General features: G+C 29.6%; 18 protein-coding genes, 1 CRISPR repeat array and 2 other annotated features. Of the genes, 1 reads left to right on the top strand and 17 read right to left on the bottom strand.

Features of this window, described 5'->3' with window-relative positions:
* Positions 1 to 88: 88 nt before the first annotated feature.
* The 14 genes from nspC to brnQ all read right to left on the bottom strand — a co-directional run bounded on the left by nspC (position 89) and on the right by brnQ (position 19238).
* Entirely contained in the window at positions 89 to 1228 is a 1140-nt protein-coding gene (gene nspC, locus MTX53_RS03005) for a carboxynorspermidine decarboxylase (RefSeq protein WP_244834744.1), read from the bottom strand.
* Positions 1229 to 1240: 12 nt separating this feature from the next.
* Positions 1241 to 2440 (bottom strand): saccharopine dehydrogenase family protein, encoded by a 1200-nt coding sequence (locus MTX53_RS03000; protein ID WP_244834743.1) that lies wholly within the window; start codon positions 2438 to 2440, stop codon positions 1241 to 1243.
* A gap of 21 nt (positions 2441 to 2461) precedes the next feature.
* The gene (speE, locus tag MTX53_RS02995; protein WP_244834742.1) at positions 2462 to 3319 is read right to left on the bottom strand and encodes a polyamine aminopropyltransferase; all 858 of its coding nucleotides are present in this window, start codon (positions 3317 to 3319) and stop codon (positions 2462 to 2464) included.
* 3 nt (positions 3320 to 3322) lie between these two features.
* Positions 3323 to 4780: an aminotransferase class I/II-fold pyridoxal phosphate-dependent enzyme gene (locus MTX53_RS02990; protein ID WP_244834741.1), complete on the bottom strand. Its 1458-nt coding sequence runs from the start codon at positions 4778 to 4780 to the stop codon at positions 3323 to 3325.
* A gap of 18 nt (positions 4781 to 4798) precedes the next feature.
* Positions 4799 to 5617, bottom strand: coding sequence for an adenosylmethionine decarboxylase (gene speD, locus MTX53_RS02985; RefSeq protein WP_244834740.1), 819 nt, complete (start codon positions 5615 to 5617; stop codon positions 4799 to 4801).
* A gap of 214 nt (positions 5618 to 5831) precedes the next feature.
* On the bottom strand, positions 5832 to 7238 hold the full coding sequence (gene pepV / locus MTX53_RS02980; RefSeq protein WP_244834739.1) for a dipeptidase PepV: 1407 nt from the start codon (positions 7236 to 7238) through the stop codon (positions 5832 to 5834).
* Between the two features lie 26 nt (positions 7239 to 7264).
* Positions 7265 to 8152, bottom strand: coding sequence for an N-carbamoylputrescine amidase (gene aguB / locus MTX53_RS02975; protein WP_244834738.1), 888 nt, complete (start codon positions 8150 to 8152; stop codon positions 7265 to 7267).
* Positions 8153 to 8173: 21 nt separating this feature from the next.
* Entirely contained in the window at positions 8174 to 9271 is a 1098-nt protein-coding gene (gene aguA, locus MTX53_RS02970) for an agmatine deiminase (RefSeq protein WP_244834737.1), read from the bottom strand.
* A gap of 71 nt (positions 9272 to 9342) precedes the next feature.
* On the bottom strand, positions 9343 to 11286 hold the full coding sequence (locus tag MTX53_RS02965; protein ID WP_244834736.1) for a PP2C family protein-serine/threonine phosphatase: 1944 nt from the start codon (positions 11284 to 11286) through the stop codon (positions 9343 to 9345).
* Positions 11287 to 11329: 43 nt separating this feature from the next.
* Positions 11330 to 11746 (bottom strand): ATP-binding protein, encoded by a 417-nt coding sequence (locus MTX53_RS02960; protein ID WP_244834735.1) that lies wholly within the window; start codon positions 11744 to 11746, stop codon positions 11330 to 11332.
* A gap of 39 nt (positions 11747 to 11785) precedes the next feature.
* The gene (gene glgX / locus MTX53_RS02955) at positions 11786 to 13885 is read right to left on the bottom strand and encodes a glycogen debranching protein GlgX (protein ID WP_244834734.1); all 2100 of its coding nucleotides are present in this window, start codon (positions 13883 to 13885) and stop codon (positions 11786 to 11788) included.
* Between the two features lie 36 nt (positions 13886 to 13921).
* Positions 13922 to 14227, bottom strand: a complete 306-nt coding sequence (locus MTX53_RS02950; RefSeq protein WP_244834733.1) for an STAS domain-containing protein — start codon at positions 14225 to 14227, stop codon at positions 13922 to 13924.
* A 474-nt stretch (positions 14228 to 14701) separates the two neighbouring features.
* Positions 14702 to 15848: a CRISPR direct-repeat array (repeat unit 30 nt; unit sequence ATTGAACCTTAACATGAGATGTATTTAAAT).
* Between the two features lie 635 nt (positions 15849 to 16483).
* Positions 16484 to 17431 (bottom strand): bile acid:sodium symporter family protein, encoded by a 948-nt coding sequence (locus MTX53_RS02945; RefSeq protein WP_244834732.1) that lies wholly within the window; start codon positions 17429 to 17431, stop codon positions 16484 to 16486.
* Positions 17432 to 17596: 165 nt separating this feature from the next.
* Positions 17597 to 17832 (bottom strand) — a binding site (T-box leader).
* A gap of 65 nt (positions 17833 to 17897) precedes the next feature.
* Positions 17898 to 19238: a branched-chain amino acid transport system II carrier protein gene (brnQ, locus tag MTX53_RS02940; protein WP_244834731.1), complete on the bottom strand. Its 1341-nt coding sequence runs from the start codon at positions 19236 to 19238 to the stop codon at positions 17898 to 17900.
* 119 nt (positions 19239 to 19357) lie between these two features.
* Positions 19358 to 19601: a binding site (T-box leader), on the bottom strand.
* A gap of 251 nt (positions 19602 to 19852) precedes the next feature.
* On the opposite strand from brnQ, the gene MTX53_RS02935 reads away from it, so the two are divergent.
* Positions 19853 to 20344: a phosphatase PAP2 family protein gene (locus MTX53_RS02935; protein ID WP_244834730.1), complete on the top strand. Its 492-nt coding sequence runs from the start codon at positions 19853 to 19855 to the stop codon at positions 20342 to 20344.
* A gap of 40 nt (positions 20345 to 20384) precedes the next feature.
* On the opposite strand, the gene MTX53_RS02930 is transcribed toward MTX53_RS02935, so the two are convergent.
* From MTX53_RS02930 to aepY, 3 genes are all read right to left on the bottom strand, one after another.
* Positions 20385 to 21056 (bottom strand): 4Fe-4S binding protein, encoded by a 672-nt coding sequence (locus MTX53_RS02930; RefSeq protein WP_244834729.1) that lies wholly within the window; start codon positions 21054 to 21056, stop codon positions 20385 to 20387.
* Positions 21057 to 21177: 121 nt separating this feature from the next.
* Complete coding sequence (locus MTX53_RS02925) at positions 21178 to 22278, bottom strand: 2-aminoethylphosphonate aminotransferase (protein ID WP_244834728.1); 1101 nt, start codon at positions 22276 to 22278, stop codon at positions 21178 to 21180.
* A gap of 12 nt (positions 22279 to 22290) precedes the next feature.
* On the bottom strand, positions 22291 to 23424 hold the full coding sequence (gene aepY, locus MTX53_RS02920) for a phosphonopyruvate decarboxylase (protein ID WP_244834727.1): 1134 nt from the start codon (positions 23422 to 23424) through the stop codon (positions 22291 to 22293).
* Positions 23425 to 23427 lie beyond the last annotated feature (3 nt).

Below are 23427 nucleotides of genomic sequence, written 5' to 3'. Positions count from 1 at the left end.
GAAGCGAAAGCTAAATAAATTTTGGGTTTCTGCGATTTTGAGCAGAAACATCCTGATTTGTCATTTGTCATTTGTTCTTTGTCATTTATCAAATTCTTCTCTTAAAGTCCTCATATCCAAATGTCTTTATAACCTTAGGTCCATTTTTCTCTGTATTATAAACTATAGATGGAAGATTAATTCCATTAAATGTATTATTCTTAACCATAGTGTATATTGCCATATCGCAGAATACAAGCTTATCTCCTGCCTTTAGAGGTTCATTAAATGAATAATCTCCAATTACATCACCTGCAAGACATGTTGGTCCGCCAAGCCTATACGTAAATTTTAGTTCATCTTTTTTACCGCTGCCTATTATATTAGGTCTATATGGCATTTCAAGAACATCTGGCATATGACATGCTGCAGATGTGTCTACTATTGCAAGATTCATTCCATTTTTTATAGTGTCTAAAACAGTGCATACTAAAAATCCTGCATTTAACGCAACAGCTTCACCTGGTTCTAAATATACATCTACTTTATATTTATCTTTTATAAACTTTATAGCTTCTATTAACTTTTCTAAATCATAGTCACTTCTTGTAATGTGATGACCACCGCCAAAGTTTATCCACTTCATTTTAGATATGTACTTTCCAAATTTTTTATCTACAACTTTTATAGTTCTTAAAAGAGTATCTGAATTTTGCTCACACATAGTATGAAAATGAAGTCCATCTATCCCTTCAAGATCATTTTCGTCAAAATTATCTAAAGTAACTCCTAATCTTGAATTTTCAAAACATGGATTATACATATCTGTTTCTATCTCTGAATATTCTGGATTAATTCTTATTCCACATTCTATTTTCTTAGACTTTACGCTCTTTACTTTATTTTTATATTTATCCCATTGACTGAATGAATTAAAATCAATATGATCTGCATATTTTAAAATTTCATCAAATTCATCTTCTCTATATGCAGGAGAAAAAATATGCACTTCTTTTCCCATCTCTTCAGCGCCAAGTCTTGCTTCAAATAATGAACTTGCAGTAACTCCATAGAGATATTTTGATATAATAGGGAATGTTTCATACATTGAAAAAGCTTTAAGTGCAAGTATGATTTTACATCCTCCCTTATCTTCAACATATTTTAATTTTTCAAGATTTTCTTTTAAAAGTTTTTCATCAACTACATAACAAGGTGATGGAAGTTTTTCTAAATCAAAATTAATCATTCATTTACCATCCTATTTTATTAATACTGGTTTAAAGTCTTCTTTCCATGGTAGACCGAATTTTGTAAGCTCTTCCATGAATGGATCTGGATCAAATTCTTCTATATTATGAACGCCAGGCTTATTCCACACGCCTTTCATAAGAAGACTTGTTCCTATCATTGCTGGAACTCCTGTTGTATAAGAAATTGCCTGTGAGCCTACTTCTTTATAACATTCTTGATGATCACAAACATTATAAATATAATAAGTTCTAGGTTTTCCGTCTTTAACTCCCTGAAAAATACATCCTATATTTGTTTTTCCTTTTGTTCTAGGACCTAGTGATGCAGGATCTGGTAAAACTGCCTTTAAGAACTGAAGTGGAACTATTTTCTGTCCTTCAAAATCTATTGGCTTAATTGATGTCATTCCTACATTTTCAAGAACTTTTAAATGAGTTAAATAATTCTCAGAGAATGTCATCCAGAATCTTATTCTCTTAATTCCTTTTATATTAAGTCCTAATGATTCAAGCTCTTCATGATGAAGAAGATAAATATCTTTAGGTCCTATTTCTGGAAGATCGTAAACTCTCTTTAATTCTAATGGCTCTGTTTCAACCCACTTTCCGTCTTCTAAGTAGCTTCCCTTTGCTGTAACTTCTCTTATATTAATTTCAGGGTTGAAATTAGTTGCAAATGGATATCCATGATCTCCAGCATTTGCATCAACAATATCTATATAATTTATTTCATCAAAATAATGTTTCTGTGCATATGCACTAAATACTCCTGTAACTCCAGGATCAAATCCACTTCCAAGAAGTGCTGTTATGCCAGCTTTCTCAAATTTTTCTTTATATGCCCACTGCCATTTATATTCAAATTTTGCTGTATCTTCAGGTTCATAATTTGCTGTATCAACATAATTAACTTTACACTCTAAGCATGCATCCATGATTGTTAAATCCTGATATGGAAGCGCAAGATTTAAAACAACATCTGGCTTAAATTTCTTAATTAATGCTACTAATTCCTCTACATTATTTGCATCTACTTTAGCAGTTTGAATTTTAGTCTTTCCGCCTTCAAGTTTCTTTTTTAATGCATCACATTTAGATAATGTTCTACTTGCTATACATATCTCCTCAAAAACATCAGAATTTTGGCAGCATTTGTGGATTGCAACACTTGCTACTCCTCCAGCACCAATTATTAAAGCTCTTCCCATTTTTCATTCCTCCATACTAACTTAATTATTTTTATTTTTCTCAAGCAGCTCTTTTACATATGTTGGTAATGCAAAAGCACCTACATGAAGCTCTGTATTATAGTATTTTGTTTTTATGTTTAATTTATTCCATAAATCACTTTTTAAATCAGAAACAGGATCGTATTTCTTTGATCCAAATCCAAAAAGCCAATGACCTGATGGATAAGTAGGTATATGAGCCTGATAGACTCTGTGTATTTTAAATATTTTTGATATTTTATCATGTGCTGATGCCATTGAATCCCTATAATAATCATAAAAAGGACTTTCATGCTGATTTACAAGTATTCCATCATCTTTTAGAGCATTATGACAATTTCCATAAAACTCTCTTGTAAATAGTCCTTCTCCTGGTCCAAATGGATCTGTTGAATCTACTATTATAAGATCATATTCATTTTCTTTTTTTCTAACAAATCTTAATCCATCTTCATAATAAATGTTCACTCTTTTATCATCTAATTTACATGCTGTCTGAGGGAGATACTTTTTGCACACTTCAACAACTTTTTTATCTATTTCAACCATATCTATATTTTCTATAGTTTCGTATCTTGTAAGCTCTCTTATTGCGCCACCATCTCCTGCTCCTATAACAAGTACATTCTTAATATTTGGATTTACTGCCATAGGTACATGGACTATCATATCATGATATATAAATTCATCTTTTTCTGTAACCATCATAAGCCCATCAAGAGTTAGTATCTTTCCAAATTCTTCTGTGTCTAATATATCTATTTTTTGAAATTCACTTTTATCACTATAAATCTGTTTTTTTACTTTAAGTGAAAATCTTACATTGTCTGTATGCTCTTCTGTATACCACAATTCCATATTCTACACTTCCTTTACAACATTTATATTATCTACATTTATATCTTCTGTTCCTGTGAGAAAACATCCCTTTTTCTTTGCATATTCTATATATTCAATTATTTTTTCCGTTATTCTCTCACCCGGTGCAAGAATAGGAATTCCAGGCGGATAGCACATTACAAATTCAGCACATACTCTGCCTCTGCACTTTTCTAATTCTATCATCTCTTTATCTGAATAAAATGCTTTTTTAGGTGCAAGAGAAACATGAGGAGGTATATACTCATCCTCAAACATATCATTTTTATCTTTTTTATATGTTCTTTTTATATCATAAAGTGCTGATATAAGCCTCTCTATAGACTGCTGCCTATCTCCTACAGAGATTATCGCAAGAATATTTCCTATATCTCCAAATTCTATCTGTATTCCATATTCATCTCTTAAAATATCATATACTTCAATTCCTGCAAGTCCTATATCTCCTGTATAGATTGAAAGCTTTGTATCATCAAAATCATACACTTCATTTTTATCAATAAGTTCACGTGAATATGCGTAAAATCCACCTATCTTATTTATCTCATCTCTCGCATATGAAACAAGCTTCTTTACTCTTTTAAAAATTTCTTTTCCGTTCATAACAAGGTCTCTTCGTGCGAGGTCTAATGATGACATAAGAAGGTATGAAGCACTTGTAGTCTGAGTAAGATTTATTATCTGTCTTACGTACCCTTCACTTATATCACAATTTAAAAGAAGAATAGAACTTTGAGTAAGAGATCCACCTGTTTTATGCATACTTACAGCTGACATATCAGCACCACACTCCATAGCAGATGGCGGCATATCATCACCAAAATAAAAATGAGCTCCATGTGCTTCATCAACTAATACGTACATACCATTTTCATGAGCTATTTTAGTTATCTCTTTTAAATCTGAGCATATTCCATAATATGTAGGATTGTTTACTAAAATAGCTTTTGCATCTTTATTCTCTTCAATTGCTTTTTTTACATCGTAAGCCGACATTCCAAGAGAAATTCCAAGCTTTTTATTTACTCCTGGATTTATATATACAGGTACAGCTCCGCTTATTATAAGAGAATTAATAGCACTTCTATGAACATTTCTCGGCATTATTATTTTATCGCCTTCTTTACAGACGCTCATAATCATTGCCTGTACTGCAGATGTTGTTCCATTTATCATAAAAAAAGCATGTTTAGCTGAAAAAGCATCTGCTGCAAGCTCTTCTGCCTCTTTAATTACACCTACAGGATGACATAAGTTGTCGAGCGGTTTCATAGAGTTTACGTCTACACAAAGACATTTCTCTCCTAAAAATTCTTTAAGCATAGGATTTCCACGTCCTTGCTTATGGCCTGGTACATCAAATGGTACAATCCTTGCCGCTTTATATCTCATAAGTGCTTCATAAATAGGTGCTTTTGAGTGATCTAATTTTTTTTCCATTTGTCTTTCTTCCACCTCCTAATAAATATTTGTCCCACTAAATATTTCAATCATTTCTTTTCTAAGGCTGTCTGTAATTGCAAGCCGTGTTTTAGGCAAAAGTTCATACACATCTGTATTAAAAAGATAATTTTGAAGTTCAATCTCTTTAATAAGCATCTTTGTATGAAAAATATTCGCCTGATAAACGTTTATATCCATGGCATCATATTTTCTGAGTGTATCATTATCAATATAATCCTGTATTGATGTTATCTTATGATCCATAAAAAGTTTCTTACCATTAACATCTCTTGTAAAGCCCCTTACTCTGTAATCGATTGTTATTATATCAGAATCAAAGCTTCCAATAAGATAATTTAAAACATTAAGAGGTGATATTTCTCCACATGTTGATACATCTATGTCAACTCTAAAAGTTGCAATTGAATTATCAGGATGATACTCAGGATAAGTATGCACTGTAACATGGCTCTTATCAAGATGAGCAAGCACAGTATCTCTTTTAGATGCTATGTCAAATTTGCCAAGATTGCATGACTTATCTATCTCGCCTTTTTCAAGATTCTTCTCAGATACAAGAATTGTAACACTCGCTCCTTGAGGATCATAATCCTGCTTTGATATATTAAGAACATGTGCACCAATAATACTGGTAACTTTACATAATATTTTCGTCAGTCTTTCAGAATTATACTGTTCATCTATATATGCAATATAATCCTTCTGTTCCCGTTCACTTTTCGCATAACAGACATCATAAATATTAAAACTAAGAGTCTTAGTGAGATTATTAAAGCCATACAGCTTAAGCTTGTTCTCCACCCTTAACATCACAGCCTTTCTATAATAATAGTATTAAATAAAATCTTACAAATACTTAACTCACAGTTTACTTTTAACTAATTCTAATACATTTTACTATACTATTAGGAAAAATAACAGTAGTATTTTAATAATTATTATTTTGGAATAAAAAAAAACAGCTTTCGCTGTTTTTTTTACTTATAATTAGTTTATTTATTAATAAATATTTAGTATAAAGTACATACTATTTGCATAAATCAGCAATAGCCTGAGTAAACATCTTTGCACTTAAAAGAAGTTCTTCTACAACTGCAAATTCATTATTTCCATGCATATTTGTATCAGTTCCAGGCATAACACATCCAAAAGCAACTCCATTTTTTAATTCATGGACGTATGTTCCTCCTCCTATTGCTAAACATTCTCCCTTTTGTCCTGAATACTCTTCATAACATTTAAGAAGTGTTCTTACAAAATCAGAATCAGAGCTTACATGATGTGCAGGTACCATTTTATCATCGTCCATTACGATTCCTACATCTTTCATATTTTCTACAAGTACCTTTGTAAGATTTTCATCATCTGCACAGATTGGTGCTCTTGAATCAAAAGTTCCTTCAAATCCTGTAGAATCAAATGAAAATACATCAAGTGTCATTGTAAGGAAGCCAGAAATTTCATCTTCCATCTTAGCTCCACATTTTTCACCTAAATAATCTCCATGAGGGAATAATTTAGCTGCTCCACATAACTTTTCAAATCCTTCACTTTTGTGAAATGGCATTGAAGTTAAAAGTGTAAGCATTCCTGTAAGTGCATTATTTCCTTTTTCAGGAGTTGACGCATGGGCATCTATTCCTTTTGCATTTATTTCTATTTTTCCATCTTTTTCAGAAAGATTAAATTTAATCTTTATTTTATCTTCACATTCTTTTGCATACTTTTGAACTTCTTCCATTGAGAATCCATCAACTAAAGCATAAGCTTTTCCAGGAACTACATTTGACTTTGTACCAGAAGTAAACTTAACTATTCTTGGAGTCTTAATATCTTCTTTATATTTAGCTCTAAAAGTATTGCTTAATCTTCCTTTTTCTATATTTATTATAGGAAACTCTGCATCTGGTGAGAAAGTCATAGGAGCTTCCTTTTCAACCTTATAATAATGAGCAATATCAGAACTTCCACATTCTTCGTCTGTTCCTAATATAAGTCTTACATTTTTTGATACAGGTATATTTAAATCCTTAATAGCTTTCATTGCATATAATGCAGCTATTGCAGGTCCTTTATCATCTGAAGTTCCTCTTCCATAAAGTTTTCCATCTTTAACTATAGGATCAAATGGCTTTGTTACTGTCCAGCCGTCTTCTACAACAGGTACTACGTCTAAATGTGCTAACATATCAAGTGATTTTTCACTATCATTTAAGTCAACTGTTCCTACATAGTTATCGTAGTTTTTTGTTTTGAATCCCATTTTTTCTGCGATTTCAAGTGCTTTTTTAAGTGCCATAAAAGGACCTTTTCCAAATGGCATATTTTCCTCTTTAGGACCTTTTTCACTATTAATTTTAACTAAAGTGCAGATGTCCTCTATCATATTTTTTTCATTTTTCTTAAAATATTCTTCTATTTTTTCTTTATACATAGAAATCTTGTCCTTCCATTTTTAATTTAATCAGATATTTTACTAGAAATTATCTTATAATATTCTGGTCTTCTATCTCTAAATACTCCCCAGCTCATTCGCATTTCATAAACCGCATCAAGATCAAACTGTGAAACTATATATCCCTCCTCTTCCCTTCCTAAAGATTTAACAACTTCACCTGTCTCATCTGCTATAAAAGATGAACCGTAAAATGTTAATGATGATTTTTGATAATTATTGTCCTTAGAAGGTTTTACTTCTTCATAGCCTACTCTATTTGCTGCTGCAAGAGGTATTATATTTGAAGCTGCGTGGCCCACCATACATCTTCTCCAGTGCATCATACTATCTACTTCGAGTATAGGTTCTTTCCCAATTGCTGTTGGGTATAAAAGTATTTCTGCGCCTAAAAGTGCCATGCACCTTGCAGATTCAGGGAACCACTGATCCCAGCATATCCCTACTCCTATTTTACCATACTTTGTACAAAATACCTTAAATCCTGTGTCTCCAGGAGTAAAATAAAACTTTTCTTGATAAAAATGGTCATCTGGTATATGTGTTTTTCTATATGTTCCAAGAAGCTTTCCATCAGCATCTATTATAGCAACAGTATTAAATGTATTATTCATTGACTTTTCATAAAAGCTTACTGGTATAACAACATCAAGCTCTTTTGCAACTTCCATAAATCTTTGTACTGCCTTATTTTTCATAGTTTCTTCTGCTAAGTTATAATAATCATAATTTCTTTCCTGACAAAAATACATATTTTCAAAAAGTTCAGGTAAGAGAATAATATTTGCACCATCTTTAGCTGCTTTTCTAACAAATTCTTCTGCTTTTTTTATATTTTCATCTCTATCTTTTGAGCAGCTCATCTGAACTGCGGCAATTTTTACATTTCTCATATTTTTCTTCATCCTTTTTTATTAATCGTAAGATGGAATCTGCTGCGTAATGCAGTGGATATTTCCGCCGCCTATTAAAATATTTCTAGCATAAACTTGATAAACTTCTCTATCTTTAAAAATGCTTTGAAGTGTCTTTTTCGCTTTTATGTCCATAGGATCATTAAACCCCGGCATTATTATAGCTCCATTACATATATAAAAATTAACATAAGATGCAGCAAGCCTTTCATTAACCTGCCTTACAGGAAGTCCATCCATAGTATCAAGTCCTTCACATTCCTCTTTTGTTACGTATACAGGAGAAGGCTGATAAAGCTTATGTACTTTTATTTTTCTTCCCTTTGCATCTGTTTCATTTTCAAGAATTTCAAGACAGCTTTTAGACATATTATATTGAGGATCGTTTTTATCATCTGTCCATGCAAGAACAACCTCTGCAGGTTTTACAAACGCACATATATTATCAACATGCTCATTTGTTTCATCATTATAAATACCATGCTTAAGCCATATTACTTTTGAAACTCCAAGATAACTTTTAAGCTTTTTTTCAATCTCATCTTTACTCATATTAGGATTTCTTCCTTTACTTAAAAGACAGCTTTCAGTTACAATACACGTTCCTTCACCATCAACATGTATTGAGCCTCCTTCAAGAACAAAATCCTGAGCATCATAAACATCTTTATCATAAAGATCACATAATTTTAATGCCATTTTATTATCTTTATCCCACGGAAAATAAAGCCCGTCATAAAGACCGCCCCATGCATTAAAATACCAATTAATTCCTCTTACTTTCCCATCTTTATTTTTAACAAAAGTAGGAGCATAATCTCTCGCCCAAGAATCGTTACTTGACATCTCAACTAATCTTACCTCAGGTGAAAGATATGCTCTTGCATTTTCATATTGACTTTCGCTTACGCAAACTGTTACTTTTTCATGTTTTGAAATATTTAAAATAACTTCTCTAAACGCTTTTCTCGCTTCATAAGCACCATACTGCCATGAATCACGTCTTTCTGGCCATATCATCAAAGTTTCCTTATGTTTTGAAAACTCTGCTGGCATAAAAAATCCATCTTCTGCAGGATTAGATTTAAGTATTTTCATAATTTCATCCTTTCTTACATTTTCAGTAATATTTTAGGCTAATTTTATCATAAATATTCACGCATAACAAGTTAACCCAAATACTTAAATATAAGCATTGTCATATCATCTTTCTGCTTTTGTCCTTTTGAAAATTTACTTACATCTTCTCTTACTTTATTTGCTATATTCTGATTTGACATCTTTTCTCCTATAGATGAATTAAAAAACTCTTTGAGCCTGTTTGCTCCATATAAATCTCCATTTATATCTATAGCTTCTGTAATTCCATCTGTATATATAAATAATGTATCATTCTTTTTAAGCTGGATTTTCTGCTCTTCATATTTTTTATCTGGCATAATAGCAAGTATACAGTTTGTTTCTACATTAAGAAAATCGTAACCCATATCTTTCTTCTTTAAAAGAGGAGGGGTATGTCCTGCATTTACATATGTCATAACTCCTGTTTCTAAATTTATTTTTGCTATAAATGCTGTCACAAACATTGACATCTTATTGTTTTTAGATAATTCATTATTTATTTTTTCAGTTATATCTGAAAGACTTTTATTTAACGAAAAACTATTTTTTACTGTAGATTTTGCTTTCATCATAAAAAGTGCTGCTGGAATTCCTTTACCCGATACATCAGCAACAAGAAAAATAAGTTCATTCTCATTAATAAGAAAATAATCATAAAAATCTCCACTTACTTTAAGTGCAGGGCTTATATTAGCATATAATTCAAACCTATCTTTTTTCTGAAAAACGCCTGGAAGTGCTGATGTCTGTATTTTCTTTGCAACTTCAAGTTCTGTAGCTTCCTTTTGAATACTTGCAGTTACCTTTTCAAGTTCATTTATATTGTTTCTAATCTCATTCATCATTCTATTAAATTCAATTGCAAGCTGCTCTATCTCATCGCCTGTATTTATTGAAAAACACTTTTCACGAAGATAATTCATATCTTCATCAGTATACTCACGCCTATTTTGTACAAAATCAGCAACAATATCAAATAAAATCTTTATAGGTTTTGTTATTCTCTTTTCAACAAACTTAATAACTTCTATTATAAAAAATATAACGAGTGAACTGAATACACCTATAACTGCATATACCTTTACATATGTATTAATATTTCTACATGAATAAAGTGCTATGTTAGAAATAATATCCATAATAACAATAACAATAATCCCCAAAAATAAAAATGTTAATGTAACCTTACCATGAATTGATCTTATCCCTTTAGCCTGTTCAATATTTATTATATTTTTCCCATTACTTATTGGACACAGAAGAAATATTAATATAAGTAAATATGTGAGTATAACAATTCCTATATTTAAAACATTATTATAAATATTAAATTTATTAATCACAATTCCCGCTATTCCTACAATAAAAAGCAGATAAAATATATACTGATAATTTATATTTTTCTTAATTTTCGTATGTCTACTTGGAACATGCGGTCTTATAAGCGTTAATGATAAAAACATTAAAATAAGTGCTCCTACTATCACTTCAAAATTGTAATTATTTAAAAATTGAAGAAATAGAATCTTTATATCTATACTTTTTTCATTAGTGCTTAGAGAATATATTGAATTTTGGCTTATCCTATATGCAAGTGAACCTACAAAAAGGATATATCCAAACTTTATTATAGAATGTGTGTCATTAAGATTTGGTATCCTACATTCTTCATTTTTCGTAAACGTATACCACAGCTTATATGGAGTATATGCATAGAAAAAGTTTAAAATAAATTTAGATAAAATTAATAGAATATTTCCATCTGAATAGATATAATCAAAAATTAGACCAGCTATTGATGAACCTATTGCGCCGCTTGGACCAAAATATAGTCCAAGAACAGGCGTAATAACTTCATATGCTCTAAAATCTATGATGCTACTAAAAAAATTTTTTATATATAGTCCTATTATCGAAAATATAAATACTATAAATGCGCTAAAAAATATTCTTTTTATTTCCTCTTTTTTAAGTATCAACGAATAATTCATATTACTATTTACTGCCTTTCAATAAATATAAAAAGTGCTAGTCCTATACCATACAGTATTTTCTTATAGTTAAAATGTTCATATCCTTTTTTCTCTCATAGCCAATAGAATCAGAAATCTCTTTAAGCAAAAATATTCCAAGTCCTCCAACATCACGCTGCATTATATCACATGTAATATCAGGATTTTTTTCATTTATAGGATTAAATTCAATTCCATAATCGCACATCTTTACTGTTATATAATTATTTTTTTTATCAAATTCATAGCCAGCTATTATAATACCATTTTTAGAAGGATATGCATGATTTATAATATTAACAAATGCTTCTTCACAAAGCAGTCTTATCTGCATCTCCATATGATATGAAATATTTGTATCAACTTTTAAATTATCCAATATGAAATCAATCATTTCGTTTAAATTATTTATTGTAGCTTCTTTTTTCAGCCATTTCATAGATATCCCCCTCTCATAAATATTTAATTTTAAAATTCTCTATTTACCAATTACAATGATGATACTTCTAGGATTTACTACAATCTCACTTTGATTTTCAATAAGTATATTAGAAGATTCATCAAAAATATCTTTTCCATCGCAACACGCCGTATTACATAATATATACCATTTCTTTCCTTCAGGAATTACAGGAAGTTCAAATTTATGCATTTCCCAGTGCATATTTATCGCCATATATATATATTTATCTGTCCATATACCATATTTTTCTCTTTCTTCAACAAACATAACTGCTAAAGATAGTGTATTATTTATATTATACGTATCCCATGGCTTTTCTGTATGCCATGAAACTTCAGGATACCCTGTCCTGTTTTTTTCCGTATCATAATTATTATTTTTAAGTACAGGATTATCTTTTCTAAACTTTATCATTTTACTAAAGAAATTAAATATATCTTTATTTTCATCTAGTTTTTTCCAATCAAGCCATGAAATTTCATTATCCTGACAATAAGCATTGTTGTTTCCAAACTGTGTATTAGAAAATTCATCTCCAGATAAAATCATTGGAACTCCTCTGCTCATAAGAAGAAGAGTAATAGCATTTTTTATCTGTTTTTTTCTAAAAAAGTTTATTGATGGATCAGGAGTTTCTCCCTCTACTCCACAGTTCCAACTGTTATTATCTTCTGTTCCGTCCTCATTATTTTCTCCATTTGCCATGTTATGCTTTTTATTATATGAAACTAAGTCATAAAGTGTAAAACCATCATGTGATGTAATGAAATTAATAGATGCATTTGATGTTCTTCCCTCGTAAAGATCTTTTGAGCCTTCAAGCCTTTTTATAAATTCTTCAGAAGTTCCTTCATCACCTTTTAGGAATTTTCTAATATTATCTCTATATTTGCCATTCCACTCCGCCCATCTTCCCCATGAAGGGAAATTTCCAACTTGATAAAGTCCACCTGCATCCCAAGCTTCTGCTATGAGTTTGCATTTTGATAAAATTGCATCATGTGCAAGTGTTTCTATTAAAGGAGGATTCTGCATCGGAACTCCATTTTGATCTCTTGATAATATTGATGCTAAATCAAATCTAAATCCATCTATATGATACTCTGAAACCCAGTATCTTAAACAATCAAGTATATAATTTCTTACGATAGAATTATTACAATTTAATGTATTTCCGCACCCGCTGAAATTGTAATAATAACCTTTCGGTGTAAGAAGATAATAAGTTTTATTATCTATTCCTCTATATGAAATGTACGGTCCATTTTCATTTCCTTCTGCTGTATGATTAAATACGACATCAAGTATTACTTCTATACCATTTTTATGAAGAATCTTTATCATATTTTTAAGTTCGTCAGTTTCCATTCCATACTTTCCAGTAGCTGCATATCCAGCTTTTGGTGCAAAGAAATTAACCGTACTATATCCCCAGTAATTATATAATCTCTTTCCATTTACAGTTTTAGAATTTTCAAATTCATCAAATTCAAATATAGGAAGAAGTTCAACACAATTTATTCCAAGTTCCTTTAAATAAGGAACTTTCTCGACAACTCCTGCAAATGTTCCCTTATGTTTTACATTGCTTGAAGGATCACTCGTAAAACTTCTTAAATGCATTTCATATATTATGAGATCATTCATAGGAAATTCTAGCTGCTTGTCCCCTTCCCAATCAAAATCATCATAAACTATTCTTCCTCTATGCTGAAATTCATTACTATAATCAGGAAGAGTTCCCCATACATTTCTTCCAGATACAGCTTTTGCATATGGATCAAGGAGATATTTATCTTTGTTAAACCATAGCCCTTCACTAGGAGCAAACTTTCCATCCATCCTGTAACCATATTCTACATCATCGTAATCTATATCAAACACAATCATAGAAAACACATCGCCAATTCTAAACTCATCAGGAAATGGTATTACAGCATATGGTTTTTTTTCTCTTTTCTTAAAGAGAACCAGTTCACATGAAGTAGCATATTTTGAAAATATAGAAAAATTAACCCCATTTGGAACAATAGAAGCTCCATAAGGGAGAACACTACCAATTCTATATTTTATCCCATCTGTCTCATGAGTTGGATAGCTATCCACTCTTATCATAATAATCACCCTTTTCTTTATACCATATATTAATTATTATTTTTCAAAAGACTTAAATATACTACTAAATCCTGTCATCTCCATAATTTCTTTTACATCATCCACAAGATTTATAATACTCATATACCCACTTTTTAATTTTATTGTCTTTCCAATAGTTAAAAGTGTTCTAAGTCCCGCGCTTGATAAATAAGTACAATTTTTCATATCAATTACTATATTAGGATTTTCCCTAACAGTATCTAATATTTTTTCAGTAACTTCATTACTACAGTTGCTATCAAGCTTTCCAGTTAACGTTATATATTTTTTATAATCTACATCTTTTATATCGATTTCCATAATTACATCCCTTTATCATCACTACATTGTTTATTATCTATATTATATCATAGATTATTGACGATAATGCTAATTTTTATACGTTCATTTTTCGTAAAAATATCCATAATACTATAATATTCCTAATTGATATTTTGGTTTTATTTTTAAGATATATTTTTATCTAATGTTAAAATAAACAGAAAAAAATTTATGAAATATCAAATTATAAAATTATATTATTGAAAAAATTTAAATTGCGTATTTTTTAGTCTGAAGTATTTATATATATTTAATATGATTGAATTTCATATTTTAATTATCCCAGGGAAAAAGTACGCTAAAAGTCCATCAACATAAGTGTTTTCAATGGATTAGAGAGATAAAAAAAGCAAAAATGAAAAATAAAAAAATTCCAGGGATAAATTTAAAAAAATGTGACAATTACTAGCTTTAAGGTGTATAATGATTTTAAGGAATGGCTATTTTACAAGTATTGAACCTTAACATGAGATGTATTTAAATGCTCTTTTATTTTTACTTAAAGGAGGAATTTAGATATTGAACCTTAACATGAGATGTATTTAAATTCATAGCGCTTTGAGCTTCATTTTCATTAGAACTCTATTGAACCTTAACATGAGATGTATTTAAATTAAGCAAAATGATGGAAATTATTATCTTGAGTTATGATTGAACCTTAACATGAGATGTATTTAAATATGCAATATTGTTATTATGATTATACTATTAAGCCATTGAACCTTAACATAAGATGTATTTAAATTTTAGGTGAAGCGTATGTTTATGGAGGGAATTCTCCATTGAACCTTAACATGAGATGTATTTAAATAAAAGAGCCTAGAAGCAACAAAAACTGGGATAGTAAATTGAACCTTAACATGAGATGTATTTAAATAGAGATTTCTATAAAAACGCACAAGAAAAGATGTTAAATTGAACCTTAACATGAGATGTATTTAAATGCTATATGCATTAAATCCCTTTCTTCAATAGCTTCAATTGAACCTTAACATGAGATGTATTTAAATAGCAGTGGCTTATAGCGTTCCTCGTCTTTTTTTATTTATTGAACCTTAACATGAGATGTATTTAAATGAAGATAATAATTTGTTTGGTATAAAATTTGGGGGATTGAACCTTAACATGAGATGTATTTAAATTTTAATATATTCCTTTTTAGCTCCTCCAATTCTTGATTGAACCTTAACATGAGATGTATTTAAATAAATCAAAAATATCAATATATGAAGCTGGCAAATCATTGAACCTTAACATGAGATGTATTTAAATATCATTGGAAACTAGGTTTAAAGTTAAGCGTGACGATTGAACCTTAACATGAGATGTATTTAAATTTATCAGATATTTTATAAACATATCTGATTAAATTATTGAACCTTAACATGAGATGTATTTAAATTTGTTATACTGATACTTTTTACTATTGTATAAATAAATCGAACCTTAACATGAGATGTATTTAAATATTTGAATATTAGTTATATTCCCATCCCATACTATAATTGAACCTTAACATGAGATGTATTTAAATCAACATTTTTGAATATATTTGCATTTCGCTCAGCATATTGAACCTTAACATATGATGTTTTTAAATTGTTTAGATAATATTTATTTGTGCTGTTAAATTCGAAATTGGAACTTACAATCAATATTCAAATATAAAATTTGTCATTTGTCATTTTTCATTTGTCATTTGTATATGCCTTAACATGAGATGTATTTAAATTTGGGATTGAAGTTTCTTTTAAATCATACATATTATTGAACCTTAACATATGATGTTTTTAAATTGTTTAGATAATATTTATTTGTGCTGTTAAATTCGAAATTGGAACTTACAATCAATATTCAAATATAAAATTTGTCATTTGTCATTTTTCATTTGTCCTTTGTATATGCCTTAACATGAGATGTATTTAAATGCTACAGTTTGAAAATTAGTAATAATTTTTGTTAAGATTGAACCTTAACATATTATGTTTTAAATTGTTTAGATAATATTTATTTGTGCTGTTACATTCGAAATTGGAACTTACAAACAATATTCAAATATAAAATTTGTCATTTGTCATTTAACACTTTGTCATTTTTGTCTGTCCTTTGTATCTGTAATCCAATTTTTATTTCACCATATAAAAAAATCAGATCCAGTAAAAATTAATCTACTAGATCTGATTTTTTTATGTTTTTTAATTATATATTTTCTTATGTATTTTATGTTTTATAAAATTAGTCTTCTTTACTATCAGCAGTTCTTGCATAGATATTCGCTATAATAGCACCTGAAATATTATGCCATACGCTAAATACTGCTCCTGGTATTGTAGCTAGAGGATACTGTGCAAAATGTGTTGCTGCAAGTGAAGTTGCAAGTCCTGAATTCTGCATTCCTACTTCAATTGAAACTGCTTTACATTTAGTAAGGTCAAGTTTTAAAACTTTTCCAATAGTAAATCCAAGTACATATCCACATACATTGTGCAGAATTACAACAGCAAGTATAACGAAGCTACTTGTAAGTATCTTTGCAGAGTTTGCTGATACTACCGATGCAACTATTGCAACTATTGCTGTAACTGATATAAGTGGAAGTATTCTTACTACTCTCTGAGTAAACTTTTCAAAGAATTTATTAAATACAAATCCTAATGCTATTGGAACTATTACAACTTTTACTATCGATAAAAACATACTAAGCATATTAACATCTACACTTTTTCCTGCTAAAAGATAAGTTAAAAGCGGTGTTAAAAATGGTGCAAAAACTGTTGATACACCTGTCATTCCAACTGAAAGAGCAACATCTCCTTTTGATAGATATGTCATAACATTTGATGATGTTCCTCCAGGACATGTTCCTACAAGAATTACTCCTACTGCAAGTTCTGGTGGAAGATTAAATATCTTTGTAAGTAAAAATGCTAAAAGCGGCATTATTGTAAACTGTGCTATACATCCTATAATTACGTCCTTAGGTCTACTAAACACTACTTTAAAATCTTGAAGCTTTAATGTAAGCCCCATTCCAAACATTACAATTCCAAGAAGTGTACTAACATAGCTTGTCTTAATAAAGCTTACAGATGATGGCGCAAATAGTGCAAGTGCTGCAACTAGTATTACTAATACCGCCATGTATTTACCAACAAGATCACTTAATTTTTCAAAAAACTTCATAATTTTAGCCCCCAAAATAAATTATTTTATTCTTTTGTTTTAATATATTAAAAATATGGTTTACCTCTAAATTTATTCATCCATATTTTTTATACAAATAAACTATTTTCTTCACTTTCCATTATCCTCCTTGTGTAATGTGTAATAAAAAAACGCCCTGACAAACATCAGGACGTATATTATACGCGATACCACCTAAATTCAGAATAAAAATTCTGCCCCTTTAATAAATCAAACAATTTACTTCCTCTAACGCAGGATTACGTCTTAACCTACTAATTTAAAATATTCAGCAAGATGCTCCAGAGTGATTTTCTATAAAGTACGAATGCAGCGTTTCACCTTTTTACTGCTCTCTAAAATTCATTAATTTATATACTCTTCTCTTTCAACGCTCTAATTAATTATTTTTCATATAATATCATTATATTAAATACTTGTCAAATGGATATTTGATTAATATCTGTTATTTATAATTTACAGCCTCACCTTTTTGACTTCTAAGCACTGATACATTATCAGCTAAAACTCCTACTACAATTCCCAAAAATGCAGGTACTACCCAGCATAATCCTTGATTAAATAAAGGAAGTTTTGTACACAATTCAGTAACTACTCCTAATTTTATATTTACTCCATTTAAAGCATCAACAACGCTTGCAAGACCTGTAAACAATATAGCTGTTTTATAAACATAGTAATTACTCTTAAAATATTTATCAATCATTGCAAGAAGTATAAGCATTATAGCTATTGGATATATTGCTGTAAGTACTGGAACTGAAACAGCAAGTATTTTAGTAAGTCCCATATTTGCAAGAACCATGCTCCATACTGATAAGATTATTGTCCACATTTTATAAGACACTTTACTTGTAAGTGTTGAAAAATAAGCACTACATGATGTTACAAGACCTACTGATGTTGTAAGACATGCGAGTGTAAATACTACTGCTAAAAACATTGCGCCATATCCACCAAAGATATAATTAGTAACATTTGTTAAAGTTTCTGCTCCATTTTCTGTCATTGCAAATTGTGCTCCTGATGATGCACCAAGATGACATAATACTGCATATATAGCCATAAGAAGTGTACCTGCTGCGATTCCTGCTTTTATTGAATAAGATACTACTGCATTTTCGTTTTTTACTCCTCTTGACTTTATTGCAACTGAGATTACTATTCCAAAGTTTAATGCGGCTATTGTATCCATTGTCTGATAACCATCTAAAAATCCTTGAGTTAATGCATTTGTCACATAATTTCCTATAGGAGCATCATATGCGCCCATTGGTTTTAATATAGATGCTACAAAAAGTAGTGCTATTAAAACTAAAAGTAATGGTGTAAGCACTTTTCCAAGCCTGTCTACTAATTTTGATGGAGTAAACGAAAGCCATAATGCAACTGAAAAGAATACTAAAGTATATAAAAATCTTGCAAGAGATACTGAAAATCCTTGTGATAAATAAGGAAGTACAGCCATCTCAAAAGGAAGACTTCCAGCTCTTGGGATTCCAAGACATGGACCTATTGATAAATATATAAGTACAGTAAATACTAACGCAAATACTTTTGATACTCTAGCTCCAAGGTTCATAAGTCCCTTACTTTTTGCAACTGCTACAACTCCCATAACAGGAAATCCAACTGCTGTAACGAAAAATCCTGCTAAAGCTACCCATGAATGTGTTCCAGCCGATTCTCCTAAAAACGGTGGGAAAATAAGGTTACCTGCTCCAAAAAATAGTGAGAAAAGCATTAAGCTTATTAAAACCATGTCCTTTTTTGATAATTTATTCATAAAAATCTAACCTCCATTTGTTTATAACTGATATTATTTTGTTATAATTTAAATTTGCAATTATATTTTTATATAAAGTGTGCACAAATGTATATAAAAAAATCGCCCCTCATATATAAATGAGGGACGAAAAAAGTTCCGCGTTACCACCCTAATTCTACAAATATAAATCTGTAGCTCTTAAGTTACGTATCTATCAATACGCTACTCTTATAACGGTGAGAGCTTCCGGAAAGACTTACTGTAATTTCAGCCTTACTTCTCAGAGATGATATTCAAACACAAACTTACCATCGTTTTTCAGCAACCAACGACTCTCTTAAGATAGTTTCATATTTTACTTTTTCTCTTCATCGAATTTAAATTATGCTCTTATAGTACATCTTTTAATTTTGTATGTCAATATTAATTTCTATATTATTTAATCAAATTAATAACTATTAATACCATTTTTATATTATACTATTATTAAAATCAAATATTTGTTACACTTTTATTAATAAATATATATTAATATTTCATATTTAATAATTAAGCATACAAAATTTCTTTTAGTAAATTATATATATATGTTATACTTTATAAAAAATTAGATTTGTGAGGTGTCTATTTTTATGGCAAAAGAAACGTATATAAAAATCTTTTCTTTTTTTAGCAAATCAGAAAAGAGAAAAAATTTTCTCATCTATGCAAATAAAGTTCTTACATACATTGTTTACATAATGTATCCTTCTTTACTTATTTACTTATTTTTATCTAAGGATACACGATTTATAAAATGCATCATAATACCTGCATTTTCTTTTATAATATTAACCGTTTTTAGAAAAGCTATAAATGCAAAAAGACCATATGAAGTATTTAATATAGATCCAATTATTAAAAGAGACAAAAAAGGCAGCTCATTTCCAAGCCGCCATGTTTTTTCAGTATTTATAATTGCATTAATGCACTACTACATATTTAAACCTATTGGAATATTTCTATTTATAGTAGGAACACTCCTCGCTTTAATGCGTGTACTAGGGGGAGTTCATTTTTTAAAAGATGTATTTTTCGGTGCTTTGATAGGAATTTTATTTGGATATATAGGGCTTATAATTTAAAAGTCTTTAAGATTTTTTACTCTTAAAGGCTTTTTTATTTTTATTTTTTAATCTCTTCACTTTCATCTTCTATCTCTATTCCAATTGCATTTTTAGGACACGATAATTCACATCTTAAACACTGAATACAATCAGGATCAGTTATTTCAGAGCCTTTATATTCATATGCACTTATCCCCATAGGACATTTTTTCTCACATATTCCACATGAAACACATTTTGAACTAACTTTAAGATTCTTTTTATTCTTTCTTAATTTTGTTATAAGCGCTGCTATAGTTCCCATAGGACAGAAATTACACCATGTCCTCTCATTTATAAATAACGCAAGGACTAATCCAATAACTGTTGTTATAACTATCATTCTATAAAATACCATGCCTATTCCATAGATATTTCCTAGATTTTTTCTTATTCCTAAAGTAAAAATTGTCATCATAACTATTATCACTAAAATTCTAAAATAATATGATTTTAAAAACGAAGGTACTTTCTTATGTTTGCTGAATTTTTTAACAATGTTATCAAAAAAACTTCCTCTTGGACATATATTTCCACACCAAAATCTGCCTCTAAAAAGTGAAACTATAATAGGACCTACCATACATATTGTAACTACTAACGCTACTCTCGAATCAAACATTCCTGCAATTACAACTAAAAAAAGAAAAATATAAGAGTACTTTTTCCAAATGACTAATAATTTATTCATGCTCCAAACCCCTTAAAATAATATTTTTTACTACTTGCTTTTGAACCAATCATACATTATTTAAAAAAATTTTTATGTATCTTTATCACAAATAGTAAAAAGGAGCTAGACTTTTACTCTTTTAAGCGCCTATACTTCTCATATATTCTTTTAAAAGTTCTACAAATTTTTGCATATCCTCTTCATATATCTGACCTATATTAGCAACTCTAAATGTGTTTTCAGCTGCAATTTTACCAGGATATATTGTATATCCCCTAGAAATCATATAATCATGCATTTTTTCAAACGAATATCCTTTTATTTTCGGCTCTATTATAGTTGTTAAAAGCATTGATGAATCTTCTTCTGCTATAAGTTTTTTTAAATTTAAATCTTTTAAGCCTTTCCATAATATTTTGCAAAGTGATACGTATCTTTCATGTCTTTTTTCAATAGTTTCATCCTTTGCTTCTTTAACAGCCTGTTTTAAAGCATATAAAACCTGAACAGGCGGAGTAAATCGCATCTGATAATTTTCTTTAAAAAATTCATACTGTTTATATAAATTTAAATAAAGATTTCTCTGTCTTATATTTTTAATTTTGTTAAGTGCTTCTTTTTGTGCTACAACAAAGCTTACTCCTGCCATAGATTGAATACATTTATTAGAACTTGATGCTAAAAATTTAATATTCATTTTTTTCATATCTATAGGGATTCCTGCAAATGAACTCATAGCATCAACTATCATATCTATATTATATTTATTGCATATTTCTCCAACACTTTCTATATCATTTAAAATTCCTGTAGTAGTTTCATGATGAACTATTGCAAGTTTTGTTATCTGTCCATTATTTTCTATAATAGTATTTTCAAGCTTTTTTAAATCTATTTTTTTTGTCATATCCGATTTAAATCTTACAAAATCTATATTATAAATCTGTGCCATATCGCACATTCTCTTTCCATATGCTCCATTATCAACTATCAGCATTTTAGAATTTTCATCTGCAATAGAACTTATCATAGATTCAACTGCCGCAGTTCCAGAGCCGCCAAAAAGTATAGTTATATACTCATCATTATTTCCTACAAAATCGGTAATTCCTTTTGATATATATTCCATAACTTTTCCAAATTCATTCTCTCTTGGGCAAATATCAGGAACAACCTGTGCATTTTTTACAGTATCAGTTGTTGTTGCAGGTCCTGGATTTAAAAGAATATTTCTCTTCATTTTTTTCTCCTTTCACATAGATAAAAATTTCATAAATGAATCTTTATTTTGAATAGGTGATGTTGTAGGTCTTTTAAGATCATATCTCGCACCTTTTTTTACTTTAACTTCAATTAAAATTGGTCCTTCAAGATTATTTGCCTTTTCTATCGTTTTTTTAAGGCTTTCTTTATCTTTACACGAAAATACATATTTATATCCACACGATTTACATATAGAAGGAATATCTATATTAAACCCTTCTGTTTCCTGTCCCCCTACAGAATCATGTGCCCCATTATTTATAAGTATATGCTTTAAATTTGTTGCACCGCTATTTCCTATAATGCTTGCACTTCCCATATGCATTATAAATGCACCATCTCCATCAATTACATACACATCTTTATCTTTCTTATTAAGTGCTACTGAAAGTGCTATTGATGATGCGTGTCCCATTGAACCTACTGTAAGAAAATCTCTCATATGTCCTTCATTTCTTTTTTCTCTAAGTTCAAAGAGTTCTCTTGACGCCATTCCTGTTGTAGAAACTATTACAGAATCATTTTTTATGTTATTTAAAAGTATCTCTATTGCCTCTTCTCTTTTCATTTCAAAATCGTATGCTTTATTATTTTTAAGCTTATACTCATTAAATGTTCCTTTTTTTATAACAAGAGCAAATGCCCTATTTGTTTCTGTCATATATTTATATGCTGACTCAATTTTACATTCTGCCTCACTACAAGTAGTATCTTTAGAAAGCACAGCATATTTTATATTAAGAATATCTAGTAAATCAGTTGTAATAAGCCCTTGTTTTTTATGCTGCGGCTCATCTTTTACACCTTTTTCTCCTCTAAGTCCTATTATTAAAAGAAGAGGTATGTTATAAACCATTTCATCAGTAAGAGAACAGAGAGGATTTATACTGTTTCCTATTCCAGAATTTTGCATAAACACAGTTGCAATTTTACCAGTTGAAAGATAATATCCAGCTGCCATTGCAATAGCATTTCCCTCATTTGCTGTAATAATGAACTTATCTTTTTTTGAAACATCTTTTAAATATGCACATAATGATTTTAAAAGTGAATCTGGAACTCCACAAAAAAAGTCTGACTGTATATTTTTTATTTTTTCATAAAATCTTTTAACATCAATCATCTT

It is taken from the genome of Clostridium sp. BJN0001 (genome assembly GCF_022869825.1).
GTDB lineage: Bacteria > Bacillota > Clostridia > Clostridiales > Clostridiaceae > Clostridium.
The sequence above is the reverse complement of the archived record's forward strand: the minus strand, read 5'-3'. Positions and strand labels throughout refer to the sequence as shown.

Excerpts from the sequence above, each read along its gene's own strand:
- MTX53_RS02935 (WP_244834730.1), top strand. The coding sequence starts at position 19,853 with ATGGCAAAAGAAACGTATATAAAAATCTTTTCTTTTTTTAGCAAATCA.
- speE (WP_244834742.1), bottom strand. The coding sequence starts at position 3,319 with ATGGAATTGTGGTATACAGAAGAGCATACAGACAATGTAAGATTTTCA.
- MTX53_RS02945 (WP_244834732.1), bottom strand. The coding sequence starts at position 17,431 with ATGAAGTTTTTTGAAAAATTAAGTGATCTTGTTGGTAAATACATGGCG.
- nspC (WP_244834744.1), bottom strand. The coding sequence starts at position 1,228 with ATGATTAATTTTGATTTAGAAAAACTTCCATCACCTTGTTATGTAGTT.
- glgX (WP_244834734.1), bottom strand. The coding sequence starts at position 13,885 with ATGATAAGAGTGGATAGCTATCCAACTCATGAGACAGATGGGATAAAA.
- aguB (WP_244834738.1), bottom strand. The coding sequence starts at position 8,152 with ATGAGAAATGTAAAAATTGCCGCAGTTCAGATGAGCTGCTCAAAAGAT.
- aguA (WP_244834737.1), bottom strand. The coding sequence starts at position 9,271 with ATGAAAATACTTAAATCTAATCCTGCAGAAGATGGATTTTTTATGCCA.
- MTX53_RS02930 (WP_244834729.1), bottom strand. The coding sequence starts at position 21,056 with ATGAATAAATTATTAGTCATTTGGAAAAAGTACTCTTATATTTTTCTT.
- MTX53_RS02925 (WP_244834728.1), bottom strand. The coding sequence starts at position 22,278 with ATGAAGAGAAATATTCTTTTAAATCCAGGACCTGCAACAACAACTGAT.
- MTX53_RS02965 (WP_244834736.1), bottom strand. The coding sequence starts at position 11,286 with ATGAATTATTCGTTGATACTTAAAAAAGAGGAAATAAAAAGAATATTT.
- MTX53_RS02960 (WP_244834735.1), bottom strand. The coding sequence starts at position 11,746 with ATGAAATGGCTGAAAAAAGAAGCTACAATAAATAATTTAAACGAAATG.
- brnQ (WP_244834731.1), bottom strand. The coding sequence starts at position 19,238 with ATGAATAAATTATCAAAAAAGGACATGGTTTTAATAAGCTTAATGCTT.
- MTX53_RS03000 (WP_244834743.1), bottom strand. The coding sequence starts at position 2,440 with ATGGGAAGAGCTTTAATAATTGGTGCTGGAGGAGTAGCAAGTGTTGCA.
- MTX53_RS02950 (WP_244834733.1), bottom strand. The coding sequence starts at position 14,227 with ATGGAAATCGATATAAAAGATGTAGATTATAAAAAATATATAACGTTA.
- MTX53_RS02990 (WP_244834741.1), bottom strand. The coding sequence starts at position 4,780 with ATGGAAAAAAAATTAGATCACTCAAAAGCACCTATTTATGAAGCACTT.
- aepY (WP_244834727.1), bottom strand. The coding sequence starts at position 23,424 with ATGATTGATGTTAAAAGATTTTATGAAAAAATAAAAAATATACAGTCA.
- pepV (WP_244834739.1), bottom strand. The coding sequence starts at position 7,238 with ATGTATAAAGAAAAAATAGAAGAATATTTTAAGAAAAATGAAAAAAAT.